Origin of the sequence: Stenotrophomonas oahuensis, assembly GCF_031834595.1 — a bacterium.
In the GTDB taxonomy this organism is placed as follows: Bacteria; Pseudomonadota; Gammaproteobacteria; order Xanthomonadales; family Xanthomonadaceae; genus Stenotrophomonas; species Stenotrophomonas oahuensis.
Window position 1 is genome coordinate 4,467,293 of sequence record NZ_CP115541.1, and the last position, 16,899, is coordinate 4,484,191.

Sequence of the window (16,899 nt, forward strand, 5' to 3'; positions counted from 1 at the left end):
CGGACTCCCTTGTGGGTCAGGCCACGCAGGGCGCGGCGACCGTTCGAGTCTAGCCGAGCCCGTTGGCCCCGTAGCATGTCGTTGGTCACGAATTTCGACCGATCTAAACCGGGATTTTCTTAATGCGCCTTCACGGTCTCGCCGGTATCCACAATGCCGCCCTCGATGCTCTCCTTGGGGGCCTTCACCCGCGCCATGAAGTCGGCCAGCATCACCGACCGGCAGTGCTCAACGCTCTGCCCGTCCCGCTCGGCGAACATGCGCGCGGCGTGCTCGAACAGGTCCGACAGCAGTTCACCGAAGTCTTCCGCGCCACCGCTGAGGTCGGAATTGAGGGTGACGTGCAACTCTTCGTGCGCGGCCCACAGGCGCATGATCTCGAACGCCTCCGGGTCGCTGAGAACGCCGTCGGGGATACGCAGTTCGTCCGTGTACATCAGGAATCTCCAGAAGAGTGAGGTTAAGGGCTACTCGCCCTGATAAACGTCGTGGACCAGCGAGATCTTCAGCGCCGCCAGCCGCGCCAGCGTGTCCGGCGGTATCTCGATAGTGAAGTTACGATTGCTGTGCGAACTGAACCAGATCGTATTGCGTCCGTCGCGGGCGAGTTCAAGCAGGAAGTCCGAGTGCGGCTCCAGTACTTCCAGGATGTCCACCAGCGCGTCGTCCACCGACCGTTCGTGCGATGAGCACCAGCGCATGTCGAATGGATCGCAGGACCAGTAGCTCTGGGAGTGCACGCCTTCCAGACGCCGGCCTTTCGGGGTGAAACGGGGTTCGCCCGCCTTCGCCTTGTTTTTGGGTGTCATGCCCAGGGTCTGGCTGACCTGTTCCGGATCCACTGAGGGGTGATACAGGCGGATGTCCAGAATGTAGGTGTATTCGTTCATCGACCGGTCCTTGATCCATGGGCGGGGGCATCGCCGAAATCGAGCCCCTCGCCACGGTAAGATGGCGTCGCTTGTTCCGTCAATGGATGCCCCGTGCGTACTGTCCACGCGCTTCGTTACATCACCCCGCTTCGCGAAGGGGGTTCCCTGCCCGCCGTGGTCGAGACCGACGACGAGGGCATGGTGGTGCTCAAGTTCCGGGGTGCCGGCCAGGGCCCGAAGGCGCTGATCGCCGAGCTGATTGCCGGCGAACTGGCCCGGACGCTGGGCCTGCCGATTCCGGAGATCGTGTTCGTGGAGCTGGACCGCGAGTTCGCCCGCACCGAGCCCGACCCGGAAATCCAGGACCTGATCCGCGCCAGTGAGGGGCTGAACCTGGGCAGCGATTACCTGCCCGGTGCAATCAACTACGATCCGGCGGCGATGCCGGTGGATGCCGAGCTGGCCTCGCGGATCGTGTGGTTCGATGCCTTCACCAGCAATGTGGACCGCACCGCGCGTAATCCGAACCTGATGGTGTGGCATCGCAACCTGTACCTGATCGACCACGGCGCGGCGATGTATTTCCATCACGACTGGGCCAATGCGGGCGAGGCCTGCGAGAAGCCCTTCGCGCTGATCCGCGACCATGTGCTGCTGCCGTTCGCCACCCGGATTGCCGAGGTGGATGATGCGCTGGCCGCATTGCTGACCGATGCGGAAATCGAGCGCATTGTGGCACTGGTGCCGGACAGCTGGCTGGTGGATGAGCCATTCTTCGACAGCCCGGCGGCGTACCGCCAGGGTTACATCGACTATCTCAAGCGCCGGCTGCGTGCACGCGCCGCGTTCGTCCAGGAGGCCGTCCGTGCCCACGCTGCACACGTATGACTATGCGGTGATCCGCGTGGTGCCGCGGGTCGAACGCGAAGAGTTCATCAACGTCGGGGTGATCGTGTCCTGCCCGGGCGCGCGCCATCTGCAGGCGGCGATCGAGATAGATGTGGCGCGGATGCAGGCGTTCGCGCCGGGGTTGGATCTGGAGGCATTGCAGCCGTGGCTGGATGCGATTGTGGCGATCTGCCGTGGCGATGCAGGTGCCGGCCCGATTGCGCAGTTGCCGGCACGGGCGCGCTTCCATTTTCTGACCGCCAAGCGCAGTTCGATTGTGCAGATGTCGAGCACGCATGTGGGCCGCACGGCGGACCCGGAAGGTGTGGTGGAGCATTTGATGCGGAAGATGGTGCGCGTACCGACCATGTAGTGACGTGCCATGCGCGTCAACGCAGTTCCGGTTCACGCGCAATGCCACGACGTTGACACCCCTCCGGTTACGGTGGAACGGCTCTGCGAGACATCCGCCCGCCATCCCCCACCGGAGACTGACGTGACCTCACGACGCCACTTCCTTACCCTCGCTGCGGCCGGCGCCGCCCTTGCTGCTGCGTCGCCCCTGATGGCGCAGAGCTCCCCTGCCCCGGGCAGCGTGCTGCCCACACGGGGCACACCGCGCGCCAATACCGCGCTGGCCACCAATACACCGCGCCCCGGTGGCCGCTTTCGTCCGCTGACCCGGCTGGGCCTGGGTGGCGCACCGCTCGGGGGCAGCCTCGCCCCCACCACTGACGAGGCCGCACATGCAACGATGGCCGCGGCCTGGGCGGCTGGCATACGCACGTTTGATACATCACCTTGGTACGGCCTGGGATTGAGCGAACGGCGCATGGGCCGCGAACTGCACAACCATCCCGCTGCCGATTACACGCTGTCGAGCAAGACCGGACGCCTGCTCACCGGCACTGCGGGTCCGCTGCAGAAAACGAACTGGCATGACCCCGCTCCGTTCCGTTATGCCTACGACTACTCTGCCGCCGGCACGCGCCGCTCGGTGGAAGACAGTCTCAACCGGCTCGGGGTATCGCAGCTGGATATCGTGCTGATCCACGATCTTTCGCCGGAAAACAAAGACCTGGGCATGCCGTGGGAGCAGCGCTTCGCCGAGGCCGCAAAAGGCGCAATGCCCGAGCTGACCCGCATGCGCGAAGAAGGGCTGATCAAGGCCTGGGGCTTTGGTGTGAACCGCCCGCAGCCGGCACTGCGCGCGGTGGCCGAGGCGGATCCGGACATCATGCTGCTGGCCTGCCAGTATTCAATCCTGGATCACGAGGCGACGCTGCACGAAACGTTCCCGAAACTGGCCGAGAAAGGCGTGTCGGTGATGGTGGGTTCGCCGCTGCTGGCGGGGTATCTGACCGGGCGCGAGCGCTATCTGTATGGCAGTCCGATTCCGGAATGGGCACCCGCCAAACGCGCAAAGATCGCCGCAGTGTGCGAGCGCCATGGAATTGATCTGCGTACGGCGGCATTGCAGTTTGCCGATGCGCCGGAGGTGGTGTCGTCGATCATTCCCGGGGCGCGTACGCCCGAGCAGGTGCGGGCGAATGTGGCGTCGATGGGTATCGCGATTCCGGCCGATTTCTGGGCGGAGTTGAAGCAGGAGAAGTTGATTGCGGCGGATGCACCGGTCCCGGCGTCATTGGGGTAACGCGTAGGCCATTACGTAATCACCACGCGGTGTTCCCATCGCGTGGTGACCGGCGGCCACGATGACCACGTACTGGCGACCACCCTGCTGGTACACCATCGGTGTGGCCTGCCCGCCTGCGGGTAACGTGGTGCGCCACAGCTCCTTCCCGGTTTTCAGATCAATTGCGCGTAGCAGATCGTCGTTGGCGGCAGCGATGAAGATCAGCCCACCGGCAGTGACGACCGCCCCGCCCGCATTGGGTGCGCCGATCTCGATAGGCAGGTGCGAACGCAATCCAAACGGCCCGAGGCCGCGCGCGCTTCCGAACGGCCGCTCCCACAGCACCGCACCGCTGCGCAGCTCGACGGCGCGCAGCCCACCATAGGGCGGCTGCTTGCACGACAGCCCGGTGAACAACAGTCGCCAACCGGCGTTGCTGCGCCAGCCGTCCCCCGCAGCCGCCTGCACGCCGGCACCCGAAAACGGTGCGCCGCTCAGCCAGCCGGCCAGCCCGCTGTCCGCGTGCGAACCCTTTCGAAGGTAGTCCGGCAGATCGGTGTAGTTCGACACGATCACGCCGTGGCGGGGATCGACCGCTACCCCGCCCCAGTCCACGCCGCCATGCTGGCCGGGATAGGCGATGCGTGTATGTGCGCCGGGCTGCGCGGCGCGCCTGAACTGGATACGGCAGACCAGCTGGTCGAGCGGGGTCAGACCCCACATGTCACGCTCGTCGAGCGTGTGGGTGCGCTTCCGCTCACCGCTCACCGACGCCGGGACGGCCGCCGCTGGCGGGTCAAGCCGCTGACCGGTGCGCCGGTCCAGCACATACAGGTCGCCTTGCCGCGTGGGCAGCACCAGCGCAGGCACCTTGCCGGCGGCGGTGGGGAAATCCACCAACGAGGCCTGGGCCACGAGATCGTCATTCCAGGCGTCGCCCGGCAGCGCCTGCAACGTCCAGACCGGTTTACCGGTAGTCGTATCCAGCGCCACCAGCGATGTGGCCATGCGTGCATTGCCTTCGGCCGCTACGGCATCGCCCAGCGGCAGATACACCAGCCCCAGCTGCTCATCGCTGGTGGCCGTGGTCAGCAGGCGCGGCGTGCCGGGCGTGTAGGTTTTTCCTTGCGACGGACGCGTGGTACGTTCCGGGTCACCGAGATCCCACGCCCAGCGCAGCTTGCCGCTCTGCGCATCGAAGGCCTGGATCACGCCGGACGGCGCGCTGCCATCGGCCCGCTGCAGTCCTTGATGACCGGTGATGATCAGCCCACGGGCAATCGTCGGTGGCGCGATGATGGCGACCTGCCCCGGCACCACCTCACCCATGCCGAGGGTGATGTCGACCTGGCCGTTGTTGCCGAACTGCGCACAGGGGCGACCACTGGCGGCGTCCACCGCCACCAGTCGACCGTCCAGCGTGCCCTCGATGATGCGGGCGGCGCAGGGCGCGCGGCTGGACGTGCTGACGACCCCGCCGTCCTCGGCGGGCAGCGCCACCGGCACGGCCAGATCGGCGGCCACGTCAGACAACAGCGGATCGACCTGCGGCGCGGCGGGCACCTCGTAGTAGGCCACGCCGCGGCAGGCCGTGGTGGAGGGAATGGCGGTGTCACGCACCTTCGGGTCGAACCGCCAGCGCAGCGTGCCGGTGGTGGCGTCCAGCGCGATCAGCTGATTGCGCGCACTGCACAGATACAGCGTGTCCCCCACTTTCAACGGGGTGGTCTCCGCACCCCAGCGCCGGCGTGGGCGGTCACCGGTGCGGAATTCCCAGGCCGGGGCGAGCTGCGCGACGTTTTCCGGCGTGATCTGCTGCAGCGGTGAGTAACGGGTACCGGCGTTGCTGCGACCCCAGGCGGTCCAGTCGGCGGCGGCGGGGTCGTCAGCGGGTTGTGCGCTGACCTCGCGGGTGGGAGCCAGGCCGGCACTGGGCGCGGCCTCGGGGAACGCCTTGTCGCCGCTGGTTCCGCCGTGGGAGGCGAAGGCCAATCCCACCAACAGCAAGAGCCCCAGGCCGAGAACGCCGGCTGCAGTGCGTGACGCCCGGCGTGGGACGGGATTGCGCAGCGTGGGCAGCAACAAGGCAAGCACGAATGCCAGCACCGCGAAGGTGCCGATGCGTGGCAGCCAGCGCCAGTAGTCGCTGCCCGATTCCCAGACAGTCCAGAAAAATGTGGCGATGAACACGAAGAAGAACAGCCACGCGCCGAGGCTGCTGTTGGTCCAGAGCAACACGCCGCTGACCAGCAGCCCTGCGCCAGCCAGCACGTAGTAGGCGGAACCGCCGAGTTGGAACAGCCAGATGCCGAGGCTACCCAGCACCAGGCCAAGCAGGATGAACAGCAGCGACAGCACCGTGACCAGCGGATGGCGCGGCGCGGGCGTGCGGGATGTTTCGGACGGCGGTGCGGCGGACATCGGTGCTCTCCCCGGTACGGCAGAACCTTGGATCGCCGGGCCTCCCCGCCGTGGCGTTCCTTGTTGCGCTTATGCCAAAGATCGCGTGAATGTTTTGCGTTTTTTGAAGTGCAAAACGCGAAACGCCGGCGATCAAGCCGGCGTGTTGCGTTGCGTTGGGGCAGCCGGGCAAGCCCGGCTCTACCGTCAGGGTGCGGTGTCGCTGATGCCTTCAGTCGGCGTCGCGACGACATCCACTTCTTCCTCGTCATCCCCGATCGAGGCGTCCATGCGTTCCACTGCCTGGAGCTTCTCGTCCTTGGACAGACGGATCAGGGTGACGCCCTGGGTGTTACGGCCGACGCGCGAGATTTCCGAACCGCGCGTGCGCACCAGGGTGCCGCCGTCGGAGATCAGCAGCACCTCGTCGCGGGCACCCATCAGCACCGCGCTGACCAGCTTGCCGTTGCGCTCGGTGGTCTGGATGCCGATCACGCCCTGGGTGCCACGACCCTTGCGCGGGTAGTCCGGCAGCGGGGTGCGCTTGCCGTAGCCGTTCTCGGTGGCGGTCAGGATGTACAGCTTGTTGTCGTCGTCGCCGCCTTCGATCACGGCTTCGCCGTTCTCGCCGGTGGTCTCTTCGACCGCACTTTCGTCCTCGTTCTCGTCTTCCAGACCGCCGGCCGACTCGGCCACGATCAGGCTGACCACTTCCTCGCCCTTGACCATCTTGATGCCGCGCACGCCGGTGGCGGTGCGGCCCATGGAACGGACCTTGTCTTCACCGAAGCGCACGGTCTTGCCGTTGGAGGCGAACAGCAGGATGTCGCGCTCGCCGTCGGTGAGGCCGACGCCGACCAGGGCATCGCCCTCGTCCAGGTTGATGGCGATCTTGCCGCGCGCCAGACGGAACGCGAACTCGCTGAGCGGGGTCTTCTTGACCGTGCCGTTGCGGGTGGCGAAGAACACGAACTGGCCTTCGGCGTATTCACGCACCGGCAGCACGGCCTGCACCCGCTCACCGGATTCCAGCGGAATCCAGTTGATGATCGGACGGCCACGCGCATTGGAACCGGCTTCGGGCAACTGGTGCACCGGCAGCCAGAACACCTTGCCCGAGCTGGTGAAGGTCAGCAGGGTGTCATGCGTGTTGACCAGCCACAGCTGCTCGATGAAATCCTCTTCCTTGGTCGCCGCCGCACTGCGGCCACGGCCGCCACGACGCTGCGCGCGGTAGGCGCTGACCGGCTGGCGCTTGACGTAGCCGGCGTGCGACAGGGTGACCACCACGTCTTCCGGGGCGATCAGGTCGAGAATATCCAGGTCTTCTTCGCTGTGGCGGATTTCGCTGCGACGCTCGTCGCCGAATTCCACCTTGATGCTGATCAGCTCTTCGCGGATGACCTGCAGCAGACGGTCGGGATCTTCCAGGATGTGGATCAGCCCGGCGATCACTTCCAGCAGCTGCTTGTATTCCTCGGTCAGGCGGTCCTGCTCCAGCCCGGTCAGGCGGTGCAGGCGCATTTCCAGGATCTGGGTGGCCTGGATCTCGGTCAGCTGGTAGCCGCCCTCGATCAGGCCCACGCCCTTGGGCAGGTCTTCCGGACGCGAGGCTTCGGCACCGGCCGCGCCCAGCATCGAACCGACCAGGCCCGGCTCCCACAGCCGCGCCAGCATGCGCTCGCGGGCTTCGTTGGGGTTCGGCGAGGTCTTGATCAGTTCGATCATCTCGTCGATGTTGGCCAGCGCAACGGTCAGGCCTTCCAGCACGTGGGCACGGGCGCGCGCCTTGCGCAGCTCGAACACGGTGCGGCGGGTGACCACTTCACGGCGGTGGCGGACGAAGGCCTCGAGCATCTGCTTGAGGTTCATCAGCTGCGGGCGGCCGTCGACCAGCGCCACCATGTTGATGCCGAACACCGACTCCATCTGGGTCTGCTGGTAGAGGTTGTTCAGCACAACCTCGGCCGACTCGCCGCGCTTGATTTCGATGTAGATGCGCATGCCGTCCTTGTCGGACTCATCGCGCAGCTCGCTGATGCCTTCGAGCTTCTTTTCCTTGACCAGCTCGGCGATCTTCTCGATCAACCGGGCCTTGTTCACCTGGTACGGAATCTCGGTGACGATGATCGATTCGCGGCCGTTGTCGGCCACTTCGATGTCGGCCTTGGCGCGGATGCGCACGCGGCCACGGCCGGTACGGTAGCCGGCGACGATGCCAGCGGTGCCGTTGATGATGCCGGCGGTCGGGAAGTCCGGACCGGGGATGTGCTCCATCAGGCCGTCAACGTCGATCTCGGGGTTGTCGATCAGCGCGATGCACGCGTTGATGGACTCGGTGAGATTGTGCGGCGGGATGTTGGTGGCCATGCCCACCGCGATGCCGGCCGAACCGTTGACCAGCAGGTTCGGGAACCGGGTCGGCATGACCGAGGGTTCCAGTTCCTTTTCATCGTAGTTGGGCACGAAATCGACGGTTTCCTTGTCGATATCGGCCATCAGCTCGTGGGTGAGCCGCGACATGCGCGCTTCGGTGTAACGCATTGCCGCGGCGGAGTCGCCGTCGACCGAACCGAAGTTACCCTGCCCGTCCACCAGCATGTACCGCAGCGAGAACGGCTGCGCCAGGCGCACCAGGGTGTCGTACACCGACTGGTCACCGTGCGGATGGTACTTACCGATGACGTCACCGACGATACGCGCCGACTTGAAGTAAGGCTTGTTGCTGTGCGCGTTGAGTTCGTTCATCGCGAACAGCACGCGGCGATGCACCGGCTTGAGGCCGTCGCGCGCATCTGGCAGCGCGCGCCCCACGATCACGCTCATGGCGTAATCGAGGTAGCTCTTGCGCATCTCGTCTTCCAGGTTGACCTGGATGATTTCCTTGGCGGTTTCTGCCATTCGGGTTCCGTTGTCTGGTAGCGGTCCAGTCCGCCGCGGGTGGCCCTTTCGGGGTGGCCGCTGCGGAATCTCGATTAACCGATGGATGCTACCACAACGGGGGGTTTTTTGCCCGGGTTTATGGGGGTTTTGCGCGAAGAAATCAGATACTTACGGGTTGCCGGCCAGCGGCCGGCACTACCGGGGCTATCAGCCGAACGCGGCTTGCATGTTGGCGACGGTCGGATTCAGGATCACGCCCTTCTCGGTCACGATGGCGTCGATCAGTTCGCCCGGGGTGACGTCGAATACCGGGTTCCAGGCGGCAATGCCTTCGGCCACCGTGCGGGTGCCGCCGACACCGTACAGTTCGCCCGGATCGCGCTGCTCGATCTCGATCTGCTCGCCATCGTCGGTGTCCATGTCCACCGTGGAGGACGGGGCCACCACCATGAACTTCACTCCGTGGTGCCGGGCGGCAATGGCCAGCTGGTAGGTACCGATCTTGTTGGCAGTGTCGCCATTGGCACAGATGCGGTCGGCACCGACGATCACCCACTGCACCGCGCCGGTCTTCATCAGGTGCGAGGCGGCCGAATCGGCAATCAGGGTGGCATCGATGCCGTCCTGCTGCAGCTCCCACACGGTCAAACGTGCGCCCTGCAGCCACGGCCGGGTTTCACCGGCGAACACCTTGGCGATGCGGTGCTGGGCCATGCCGGCCCGGATCACGCCCAATGCGGTACCGAAACCAGCGGTGGCCAGCGAGCCGGTGTTGCAATGGGTGAGCACGCCGCTGCCTGCGTCGATCAGGCCTGCACCCAATGCGCCCATGTGGCGGTTGGCAGCCAGATCTTCATCGGCGATGGCCTGCGCCTCGCGCACCAGCACGTCGCGCCAGTCACTGCCGGCCGGCTGCAGCGCGCGGCGCATGCGGGCCAGCGCCCAGGCCAGGTTCACGGCGGTGGGCCGTGACGCATTCAGACGCTGCAGCGCCGGCTCCAGCTTGGCCAGTGCATCGGCACCGTCATCGGCCTGCACCTCGCGCGCGGCCAGCACCACGCCCCAGGCGGCGGCAATGCCGATCGCCGGCGCACCGCGCACAGTCAGCGCATGAATGGCGGCCGCCACTTCATCGCTCGTGCGGCATTCCACGTGTTCCACCACGAACGGCAGCTTGCGCTGGTCGAGCAGTTGGAGGGAATCGCCGGTCCACAGGATCGGCCGGATGTGGTCGTAGCGGGCGTAATCGATATCGGGGGATGCGTTCATGCCCCCATTGTAACGCCGGCTCAATTCACCAGAAACTCGGCGCGGCAGCCGTTGTCGACCCAGACCCCACGGGCGTCCCAGCCCCAGCTGCGCCCTTCTTCGCAGGGGCTGCCAGACAGCTGCTTGCGCAACTGTGCGCCCTGGCTGATGCCGGCCCCGCAGAAACGCCGCTGCCGCGAGCGCGACTCACAGACCACCACGCGCGGCACGTTGACGAAGCCACTGCCATCTTCCGCGCCGACTTCGAAGTCGCCCTGGCAACCGCGGGTGACCCAGATCTCATTGCGTTTTGCGCCCCAGCTGTGGCCTTCCCGGCACGGCATGGACGACAGCTGGCGCAGCAGGCGCACAGGAGCACCCTGCAGCATCACCGGGCAGTTCTGCGGGCGGCCATTGGATTCGCACCGGACCACCCGGCGCACCTTGCGTTCACCCAGCGAGGGTGCACCCTTGGGCAGGCGCGCACGGAACTCGGCGCGGCAGCCCAGCGTGACCCAGACCCCGGAGCGGTCGGTGCCCCACTCTGAACCGCGCACGCAGCTGTTGTCGGAAAGCTGGCGTACCAGATCCACGCCGTACTCCACCGGCATGTCGCAGTGCACCGAGCCCATGTCCTTCGATTCGCAGCGCACCACCTGCCCGGCGTAGCCGGCTTCAGCAGCGGCGACACGATCAGGCATCAGGCCAGCGCACAGCGCCAGGCCCAGCCATGACAAGGTCCATCGCAGCGATGACGACGGTACGGCAGCAACATCCAGCTTCATCAACTCCATCCCCGCCGCCACAGTCCTGGCACATCGCCACCTTCCAACATCGGGTGTGATCAGAGCATCATCGTGAAGACCGCGCAAGATCCGACGTCGTTAACGACTCAGGCGTGGGCGAAATCGAAGGCGAGCACGTCGGCAATGCGCCCGGTGCGGTTCATTGCCATCAGCAGGCGATCCACACCCACGGCCACACCGGCGCAGTCAGGCAGCGTCGGCAAGGCGGCCAGCAGGTGTTCGTCCAGGGCCGGCAACACCGCGCCACGGGCGCTGCGCACGGCGTGGTCACGCACGAAGCGGGCGCGCTGTTCGACGGCGTCGTTCAGCTCGTGATAGCCGTTGGCCAGTTCCACCGCCCCCAGATACAACTCAAAGCGTTCAGCCAGTGGCGGCGTGCCCGGGCGGATCCGCGCCAGAGCAGCCTGGCTGGCCGGCCAGTCATGCACCACGGTCAGGGTGTCATCGCGGAAATGCGGCTGGATGCAGTGGGTCATCAGCAGATCCAGCCAGTCGTCGCGGGTCAGGCCGTCGGCGTCGATGCGCACGTCGGCCAGTGGGGCCTGCAGCTGCTCCAGCGTCGCCGCGAACGGATCCACCCCGACCTGCTGGATGTACAGACCGCGGTAGTCGACGACGGTCAGCGACGCTTCGCGCTGCACCAGCGCCAGCGCGGCCCGCACCAGCGCCACGGTTTCCTCCACCAGCTGATGATGGTTCCAGCCGATCCGGTACCACTCCAGCATGGTGAACTCGGGGTTGTGCCGCCCGCCGGCTTCGCCGTTGCGGAATACACGGCCGAGTTCGTAGCAGTCGCCCACGCCGGCCGCCAGCAGCCGCTTCAGCGGATATTCCGGCGAGGTGCGCAGCCAGCGCAGCGCGCTGCCGGCACTGACATGACCACTGAAACGGGTCTGGAAGCTTTCGATGTTGGGCTCGGTGTTGCCGGCTTGCGACAGGATCGGGGTTTCCACTTCCAGCACATCGCGTTCGGCGAAGAAGGACCGGATCAGCGCATTCAGTGCGGCACGCTGGCGCAGCGCGGCGATCATCCGCGTGCGTCCCGCAGGCGTTCGGCCAGCGGCAGCGACAGCAGCCCACGGGTCTCATCCACATAGCCGGTGGCCAGATAAAGACGACGCGCCAGTTCGTTGTGGTGGTTCACTTCCAGCCGCATCCGTTCGACGCCGCGTGCATTGGCACGCTGCTCCAGGATCGCCAGCGCCTGCTCGCCCCGCCCGCGTCCGCGCGCGGCGTGGCTGAGATACAGCTCGTCCAGCAGCACGAAATGGCCGACCTGCTCCAGGCTGAAGCCCAAGGCCAGTGCGCCGTGCCCCACCACCTCGCCCGCTTCGTTGAGCCACAACAGGACCTCGCCGTTGCGCGGGTCGGTCAATAAAGCATCCAGCGCACGGCGCACCCGCGCCTCGTCGAACACCAGCTGGTCTTCGGCGTAGAACTCACGCATCAGGGCGACCACCCGTTCGGTGTCGGCAACGGTGGCAACGCGGAAATCAAGGGGAGCAGTCTGCATGGTCATTCCCGCGCAAGGAACGCGACCAGACGATCTTCGTCCCAGACATCGATGCCCAGCTCGGTGGCCTTGGTCAGTTTGGAACCGGCTTCCGTACCGGCCACCACGAATGACGTCTTCTTTGACACGCTGCCGGACACCTTGGCCCCCAGCGCTTCGAGACGTTCCTTGGCCACGTCGCGGCTCATCTGTGCCAGCGTGCCGGTCAGCACCACGGTCTGGCCGTCGAGCGGACCGGCCACGATATCCGCCAGTTCCGGTGCTTTTTCCAGCAATGCACGGCGCTGCGCATCGGCTTCTACCAGCATCGCGCCCTGCCCGTTCGTCTCCAGCCAGGCATTCAGCCCCAGCGCGACTTCATTGGGCAGGCCGGCGGCAGTCAGCTGTACCGGCTCGGCATCCAGCAGCGATTGCGCGTCGGGCAGCGTGGCGGTCAGTTTTTCCGCACGCAGGCGGGTGATGCCGGGAATCTCGGCCTCCACCAGCAGCTGCGCGAAATCCAGACCGTCGCGCAGTCTGGCGCTGGGCGGATGGGTGTCGCTGATGCGTACGTTGCCGATGTTGATCAGTGCGTCGATGGCGTCCTGGTTGCCCTTCTGCTCGAAGAAGTGCCCCAGCGAACGCGCCACCTCACCGCCGATGTCCGGCACGCGCTTGAACAGCGGCCATGGCAGATGGCGGATCAGCTCGAGATCGCCGAACCACACCGCCAGTGCCTTCGCGGTGCTTTCGCCCACGTGTTCAATGCCCAGTGCGAACAACAGACGCTCGAGCGTGGTGGTGCGGCTGGTATCGATGGCGGCGATCAGGTTGTCGGCCCACTTGGTGGCGATTTTCTTCGTGTTCCACTCGAAGTCGGTCGCCATGGCCAGCGCCTGCGCGCGCCAGCCTTCATCGGCGGCGTCCAGGGCAAGCACACGGCGCAGATAGTCACCACTGCCTTCGCGCGGCAGGTGCACACCGATCTGGTCGGCCAGCGCCTGCGGCGACTCGGCGTCCAGCACCAGCTTCAGGTGCAGCAGCTGGTCGCGGGTCAGGCGGTACAGGTCGGCCACGCCGCGCACGATGCCGGCATCAACCAGGGTTTCAATGTACTTCCCGCCCAGGCCGTCGATGTCCATCGCGCGGCGCGAGGCAAAGTGGGCAATGGCTTCCTTGCGCTGCGCCGGGCAGCTCAGTTCACCCGAGCAGCGCCACACCGCCGCGCCCTCTTCCTGCACGATTTCCGAGCCACACACCGGGCAGTGCGTCGGCATCTGCCAGGCCGTCGTGCCTTCCGGGCGACGGTCGGGAATGATGCTCACCACTTCGGGAATCACGTCGCCGGCGCGGCGAACGATCACCGTGTCGCCCACACGCACATCCAGACGCTTGATCTGGTCGGCGTTGTGCAGGGTGGCATTGGCCACCACCACCCCGGCCACCGCCACCGGCTTCAGCCGCGCCACTGGCGTGGCCGCACCGGTACGGCCGATCTGGATTTCAATCGCTTCCACCGTGGTGGTCTGTTCCTGGGCCGGGAACTTGTGCGCGATGGCCCAGCGCGGCGCGCGCGAGACAAAGCCCATCTGTTCCTGGCCGGCGCGATCGTCCAGCTTGTAAACCACGCCGTCGATGTCGAAGGCCAGGCCGTCACGGCGCGCGCCGATGTCGCGGTAGTAAGCCAGCAGACCGTCGCGGCCCTCCACCACCTGGCACAGGTCGCTGACCGGGAAACCCCAGGCCTTGAGCTGGGCCAGAGTGCCGGAATGGGTGGGCGGCAGTTCGCCGCCACTGACCTCACCCAGCCCGTAAGCGTAGAAACTCAGTTTGCGCTGCGCGCTGATCTTCGGGTCCAGCTGGCGCAGCGAACCGGCGGCACCATTGCGCGGATTGGCCAGCACCTTGCCGCCGTGCAGGCGGGCGTTAGCGTTGTAGGCCTCGAAATCGGCGCGGGCCATGTAGACCTCGCCGCGTACTTCCAGCACGTCGGGCCAGCCCTCGCCCTGCAGCTGGGCTGGAATGACCTTGATCTGACGCAGATTGGCGGTCACGTCCTCACCGGTGCTGCCGTCGCCACGTGTGGCCCCCTGCACGAACTGGCCGTTCTCATAGCGCAGGCTGATCGCGAGGCCATCCATCTTGGGCTCGGCCGAGAACAGCAGCGCATCGCGGCGCAGGCGCTCGCGGATGCGGCGCACGAAATCGTCCACCTCCTCGTCGCTGAACGCATTGCCCAGCGACAGCATCGGCACCGCGTGGCGCACTTCGGCAAACCGCGACGAGGCCTTGCCGCCCACCCGCTGGGTCGGCGAATCGGTGGCCGCCAGCTCGGGGTGTGCCTGCTCCAATGCCTCCAGTTCGCGGACCAGTACGTCGTATTCGGCGTCGGGAATCAGCTGCTCGTCGCGCTCGTAGTAGGCCTTGCCGGCCTCATCGATCTGGCGACGCAGGTCCTGGGCACGTTCGGCGGGGCTGGGGCTCATGCGGGCGGATGTCGTGACTGGGCATTGAATTCTAGGCGCTGCGCCTGTTGCCGGCCACCCGCAGGCAGGTTCCGACCGGTTCGGAAAAACCTGACCTGCGCGCGGGCACGGACCTGCTTGTCGGCCTGCGCGCGCGGTGCCAGCATGCGTGAATTGTCCTGCCTACGGTATTCAGCCCATGTCGTCGAGCGTGCACTCACGTCGTTCCTTCCTGCAGCTGGCTGGCACCGGCCTGGCGGTATCCGGGCTGGGCCTGGTACCGATGGCGCAGGCGGCCACCCTGCCCGCGCCCGCGGCTCCCGGTGCGGCCGGTCCGGTGTTGTTGAACTTCAACGAATGCCCGTATGGACCTGCGCCGGCCGCGCAGGCTGCCGTGCGCGACATCGTGCCGGGCAGCGGGCGATACCTGTTCGCACTGGCTGGCGACGTGCGCGACACCTTCGCCGCGCAGGAGCAGATCGCCCCGGACCGGGTACGGCTGTACCCCGGCTCCAGCGAACCCCTGAACCGGGCCGCCGTGGTCTGGACCTCGGCCACGGCCGGACTGGTGGTGGCCGACCCCACCTTCGAAAGCCTGGGCGATCTGGCCGCAGCGCGCGGGGCCACAGTGGAGCGGGTGCCGCTGCGTGCCGACGGCGCGCACGATCTGCGCGCGATGGTCGCCGCCGCCCAGCGCATCAACGCCGGCCTGTTGTACTTGTGCAATCCGAACAATCCCACCGGCTCGATCACGCCGGCCGAGGACATCGCCTGGCTGCTGGCCCACAAGCCGGCGCAGACCCGGGTGCTGGTCGATGAGGCTTACATCCAGTACAGCGACCAGCCCTCGCTGATCGGTCAGGTGATGCAGCGCGACGATGTGATCGTGCTGCGTACCTTCTCCAAGCTGTACGGCATGGCCGGGCTGCGCCTGGGCGTGGCAGCGGCGCATCCGGACCGCCTGCGTGAGCTGGCCAGCCTGGGCGACAATCCCGTGCCGGTGACCGCGCTGGCGGCCGCGCTGGCCAGCCTGCGTGATCCTGGGTTGGTGGCGCAGCGCAAGGCGCAGAACGCGCAGGTCCGGCAGGCCACGGTTGCGTGGCTGGGCAAGCGTGGGTTTTCGTCCGTGCCGTCGGAAGCAAATTGTTTCGTGGTGGACGTGCAGCGCGATGGCAAGGCGTTTGTGGCGGCGATGGCCGAACGCGGGGTCATCATCGGCCGCAGTTGGCCGATCTGGCCGCAGCGGGTGCGGGTGACCGTGGGGACCGAGGCGGAGATGGAGGCGTTTCGTGCGGCGTTTGCGGCGGTGACGGCAAAAGCGTAACGACCAACGGTCGTTACCTACCGGCGGTAGCGCCCGACCGTTTGGTAGCGCCCGACCGTTTGGTAGCGCCCGACCGTTTGGTAGCGCCCGACCGTTTGGTAGCGCCCGACCGTTGGTCGGGCGGCGCGTTGGTTCACCAACGCGGTGCCTTCGTAAGGGGCGGCGCCTGGTGCTGGCGATCATACGCCCGCAACTCATCCCGGATATGCGCAATCCGCTGCCGGCCCAGCGCGTTGCGGCTGTCATCCAGCACCACGCCATCCAGCAGTTCGCCCATGCGCTGCACGGTGGGCAGCATCTTTTCCCAGGCATCCAGCGCTGTCAGCGGGGCTGGCAGGGTCAGGAAGAAGGCAATGGCCGGGGTCTCCATCTCACGGATGGTGGCCATGTCGAAGCTGCCCGGCTTCATGATGCTGGCCATGGAGAAGATCGGACCGCGTTCGGGGTGCCCTTCCACCAGACGGTGGAACACGTTCATGTGACCGAACACCAGGCCGGTCTTTTCAGCCGCGACCACGATGTCCTCGCCACGCAGCTTCTCGCCGGCACGGGCGGCCACGAACAGGGACACGATCTTGTCGAAGTCCTGGGTGGCGCGCTTGCCGAGGTCGCTGGCCGGGCCGGCGTCCACGTCGGGCAGACCGAGTTCGGCCTGGGTCGCGCCTTCTTCAGCACTGAAACCGGCATCGCCGGTTTCGCCAGGCTGCTCGCCCAGCAGCGGCTCGCGGCGCTGGCCGGAGGTGCCTTCGCCCCCTTCCACACGACGCCCCTGGACCTTCTTCTTCGGCCGGCCGAACAGAAAAATGGCGACAACCAGGAGCACGCCGGCCACAAGAATGCCGATTCTGAGCAGTGCCACGTCGGACATGTGAAGGGTCTCCAGCT

General features: G+C 66.5%; 14 protein-coding genes. 4 read left to right on the top strand and 10 right to left on the bottom strand.

Annotation, left to right across the window (positions count from 1 at the left end; genetic code table 11):
* Positions 1–119: 119 nt before the first annotated feature.
* Together PDM29_RS19955 and PDM29_RS19960 are read right to left on the bottom strand one after the other, a co-directional pair.
* A complete protein-coding gene (locus PDM29_RS19955; protein WP_311191760.1) occupies positions 120–437 on the bottom strand; it encodes a DUF5076 domain-containing protein in 318 nt (105 codons plus the stop codon).
* A 30-nt stretch (positions 438–467) separates the two neighbouring features.
* Entirely contained in the window at positions 468–890 is a 423-nt protein-coding gene (locus PDM29_RS19960) for a DUF4279 domain-containing protein (RefSeq protein ID WP_311191761.1), read from the bottom strand.
* A 93-nt stretch (positions 891–983) separates the two neighbouring features.
* Here PDM29_RS19960 and PDM29_RS19965 point away from each other — a divergent pair, with 93 nt between their 5' ends.
* The 3 genes from PDM29_RS19965 to PDM29_RS19975 all read left to right on the top strand — a co-directional run bounded on the left by PDM29_RS19965 (position 984) and on the right by PDM29_RS19975 (position 3,414).
* Positions 984–1,760, top strand: coding sequence for a HipA family kinase (locus PDM29_RS19965; protein ID WP_311191762.1), 777 nt, complete (start codon positions 984–986; stop codon positions 1,758–1,760).
* Entirely contained in the window at positions 1,738–2,133 is a 396-nt protein-coding gene (locus PDM29_RS19970; protein WP_311191763.1) for a DUF3037 domain-containing protein, read from the top strand. Before PDM29_RS19965 ends, PDM29_RS19970 begins: the two co-directional genes overlap by 23 nt.
* Positions 2,134–2,256: 123 nt before the next feature.
* A complete protein-coding gene (locus PDM29_RS19975; protein ID WP_311191764.1) occupies positions 2,257–3,414 on the top strand; it encodes an aldo/keto reductase in 1,158 nt (385 codons plus the stop codon).
* Here PDM29_RS19975 and PDM29_RS19980 read toward each other — a convergent pair.
* The 7 genes from PDM29_RS19980 to ligA form a co-directional block, all read right to left on the bottom strand.
* Entirely contained in the window at positions 3,403–5,817 is a 2,415-nt protein-coding gene (locus PDM29_RS19980) for an outer membrane protein assembly factor BamB family protein (RefSeq protein ID WP_311191765.1), read from the bottom strand. The genes PDM29_RS19975 and PDM29_RS19980 overlap by 12 nt on opposite strands.
* A gap of 186 nt (positions 5,818–6,003) precedes the next feature.
* Positions 6,004–8,697, bottom strand: coding sequence for a DNA gyrase subunit A (gene gyrA / locus PDM29_RS19985; RefSeq protein WP_311191766.1), 2,694 nt, complete (start codon positions 8,695–8,697; stop codon positions 6,004–6,006).
* 189 nt (positions 8,698–8,886) lie between these two features.
* The gene (gene mtnA, locus PDM29_RS19990) at positions 8,887–9,948 is read right to left on the bottom strand and encodes an S-methyl-5-thioribose-1-phosphate isomerase (protein WP_311191767.1); all 1,062 of its coding nucleotides are present in this window, start codon (positions 9,946–9,948) and stop codon (positions 8,887–8,889) included.
* 20 nt (positions 9,949–9,968) lie between these two features.
* Positions 9,969–10,628, bottom strand: coding sequence for a DUF3011 domain-containing protein (locus PDM29_RS19995; protein ID WP_311193844.1), 660 nt, complete (start codon positions 10,626–10,628; stop codon positions 9,969–9,971).
* A gap of 191 nt (positions 10,629–10,819) precedes the next feature.
* On the bottom strand, positions 10,820–11,764 hold the full coding sequence (gene epmA, locus PDM29_RS20000) for an EF-P lysine aminoacylase EpmA (RefSeq protein WP_311191768.1): 945 nt from the start codon (positions 11,762–11,764) through the stop codon (positions 10,820–10,822).
* Positions 11,761–12,246 carry a GNAT family N-acetyltransferase gene (locus tag PDM29_RS20005; protein WP_311191769.1) on the bottom strand — a complete coding sequence of 162 codons (486 nt, stop codon included), beginning with the start codon at positions 12,244–12,246 and terminating at the stop codon, positions 11,761–11,763. The genes epmA and PDM29_RS20005 overlap by 4 nt, the downstream gene beginning before the upstream one ends.
* A gap of 2 nt (positions 12,247–12,248) precedes the next feature.
* Positions 12,249–14,711 carry an NAD-dependent DNA ligase LigA gene (gene ligA, locus PDM29_RS20010; protein WP_311191770.1) on the bottom strand — a complete coding sequence of 821 codons (2,463 nt, stop codon included), beginning with the start codon at positions 14,709–14,711 and terminating at the stop codon, positions 12,249–12,251.
* A gap of 178 nt (positions 14,712–14,889) precedes the next feature.
* On the opposite strand from ligA, the gene PDM29_RS20015 reads away from it, so the two are divergent.
* The gene (locus tag PDM29_RS20015) at positions 14,890–16,014 is read left to right on the top strand and encodes a pyridoxal phosphate-dependent aminotransferase (RefSeq protein ID WP_311191771.1); all 1,125 of its coding nucleotides are present in this window, start codon (positions 14,890–14,892) and stop codon (positions 16,012–16,014) included.
* Between the two features lie 133 nt (positions 16,015–16,147).
* Here the strand turns inward: PDM29_RS20015 and zipA are convergent, their stop codons facing one another.
* Positions 16,148–16,882, bottom strand: a complete 735-nt coding sequence (gene zipA, locus PDM29_RS20020; RefSeq protein ID WP_311191772.1) for a cell division protein ZipA — start codon at positions 16,880–16,882, stop codon at positions 16,148–16,150.
* Positions 16,883–16,899: the final 17 nt, after the last annotated feature.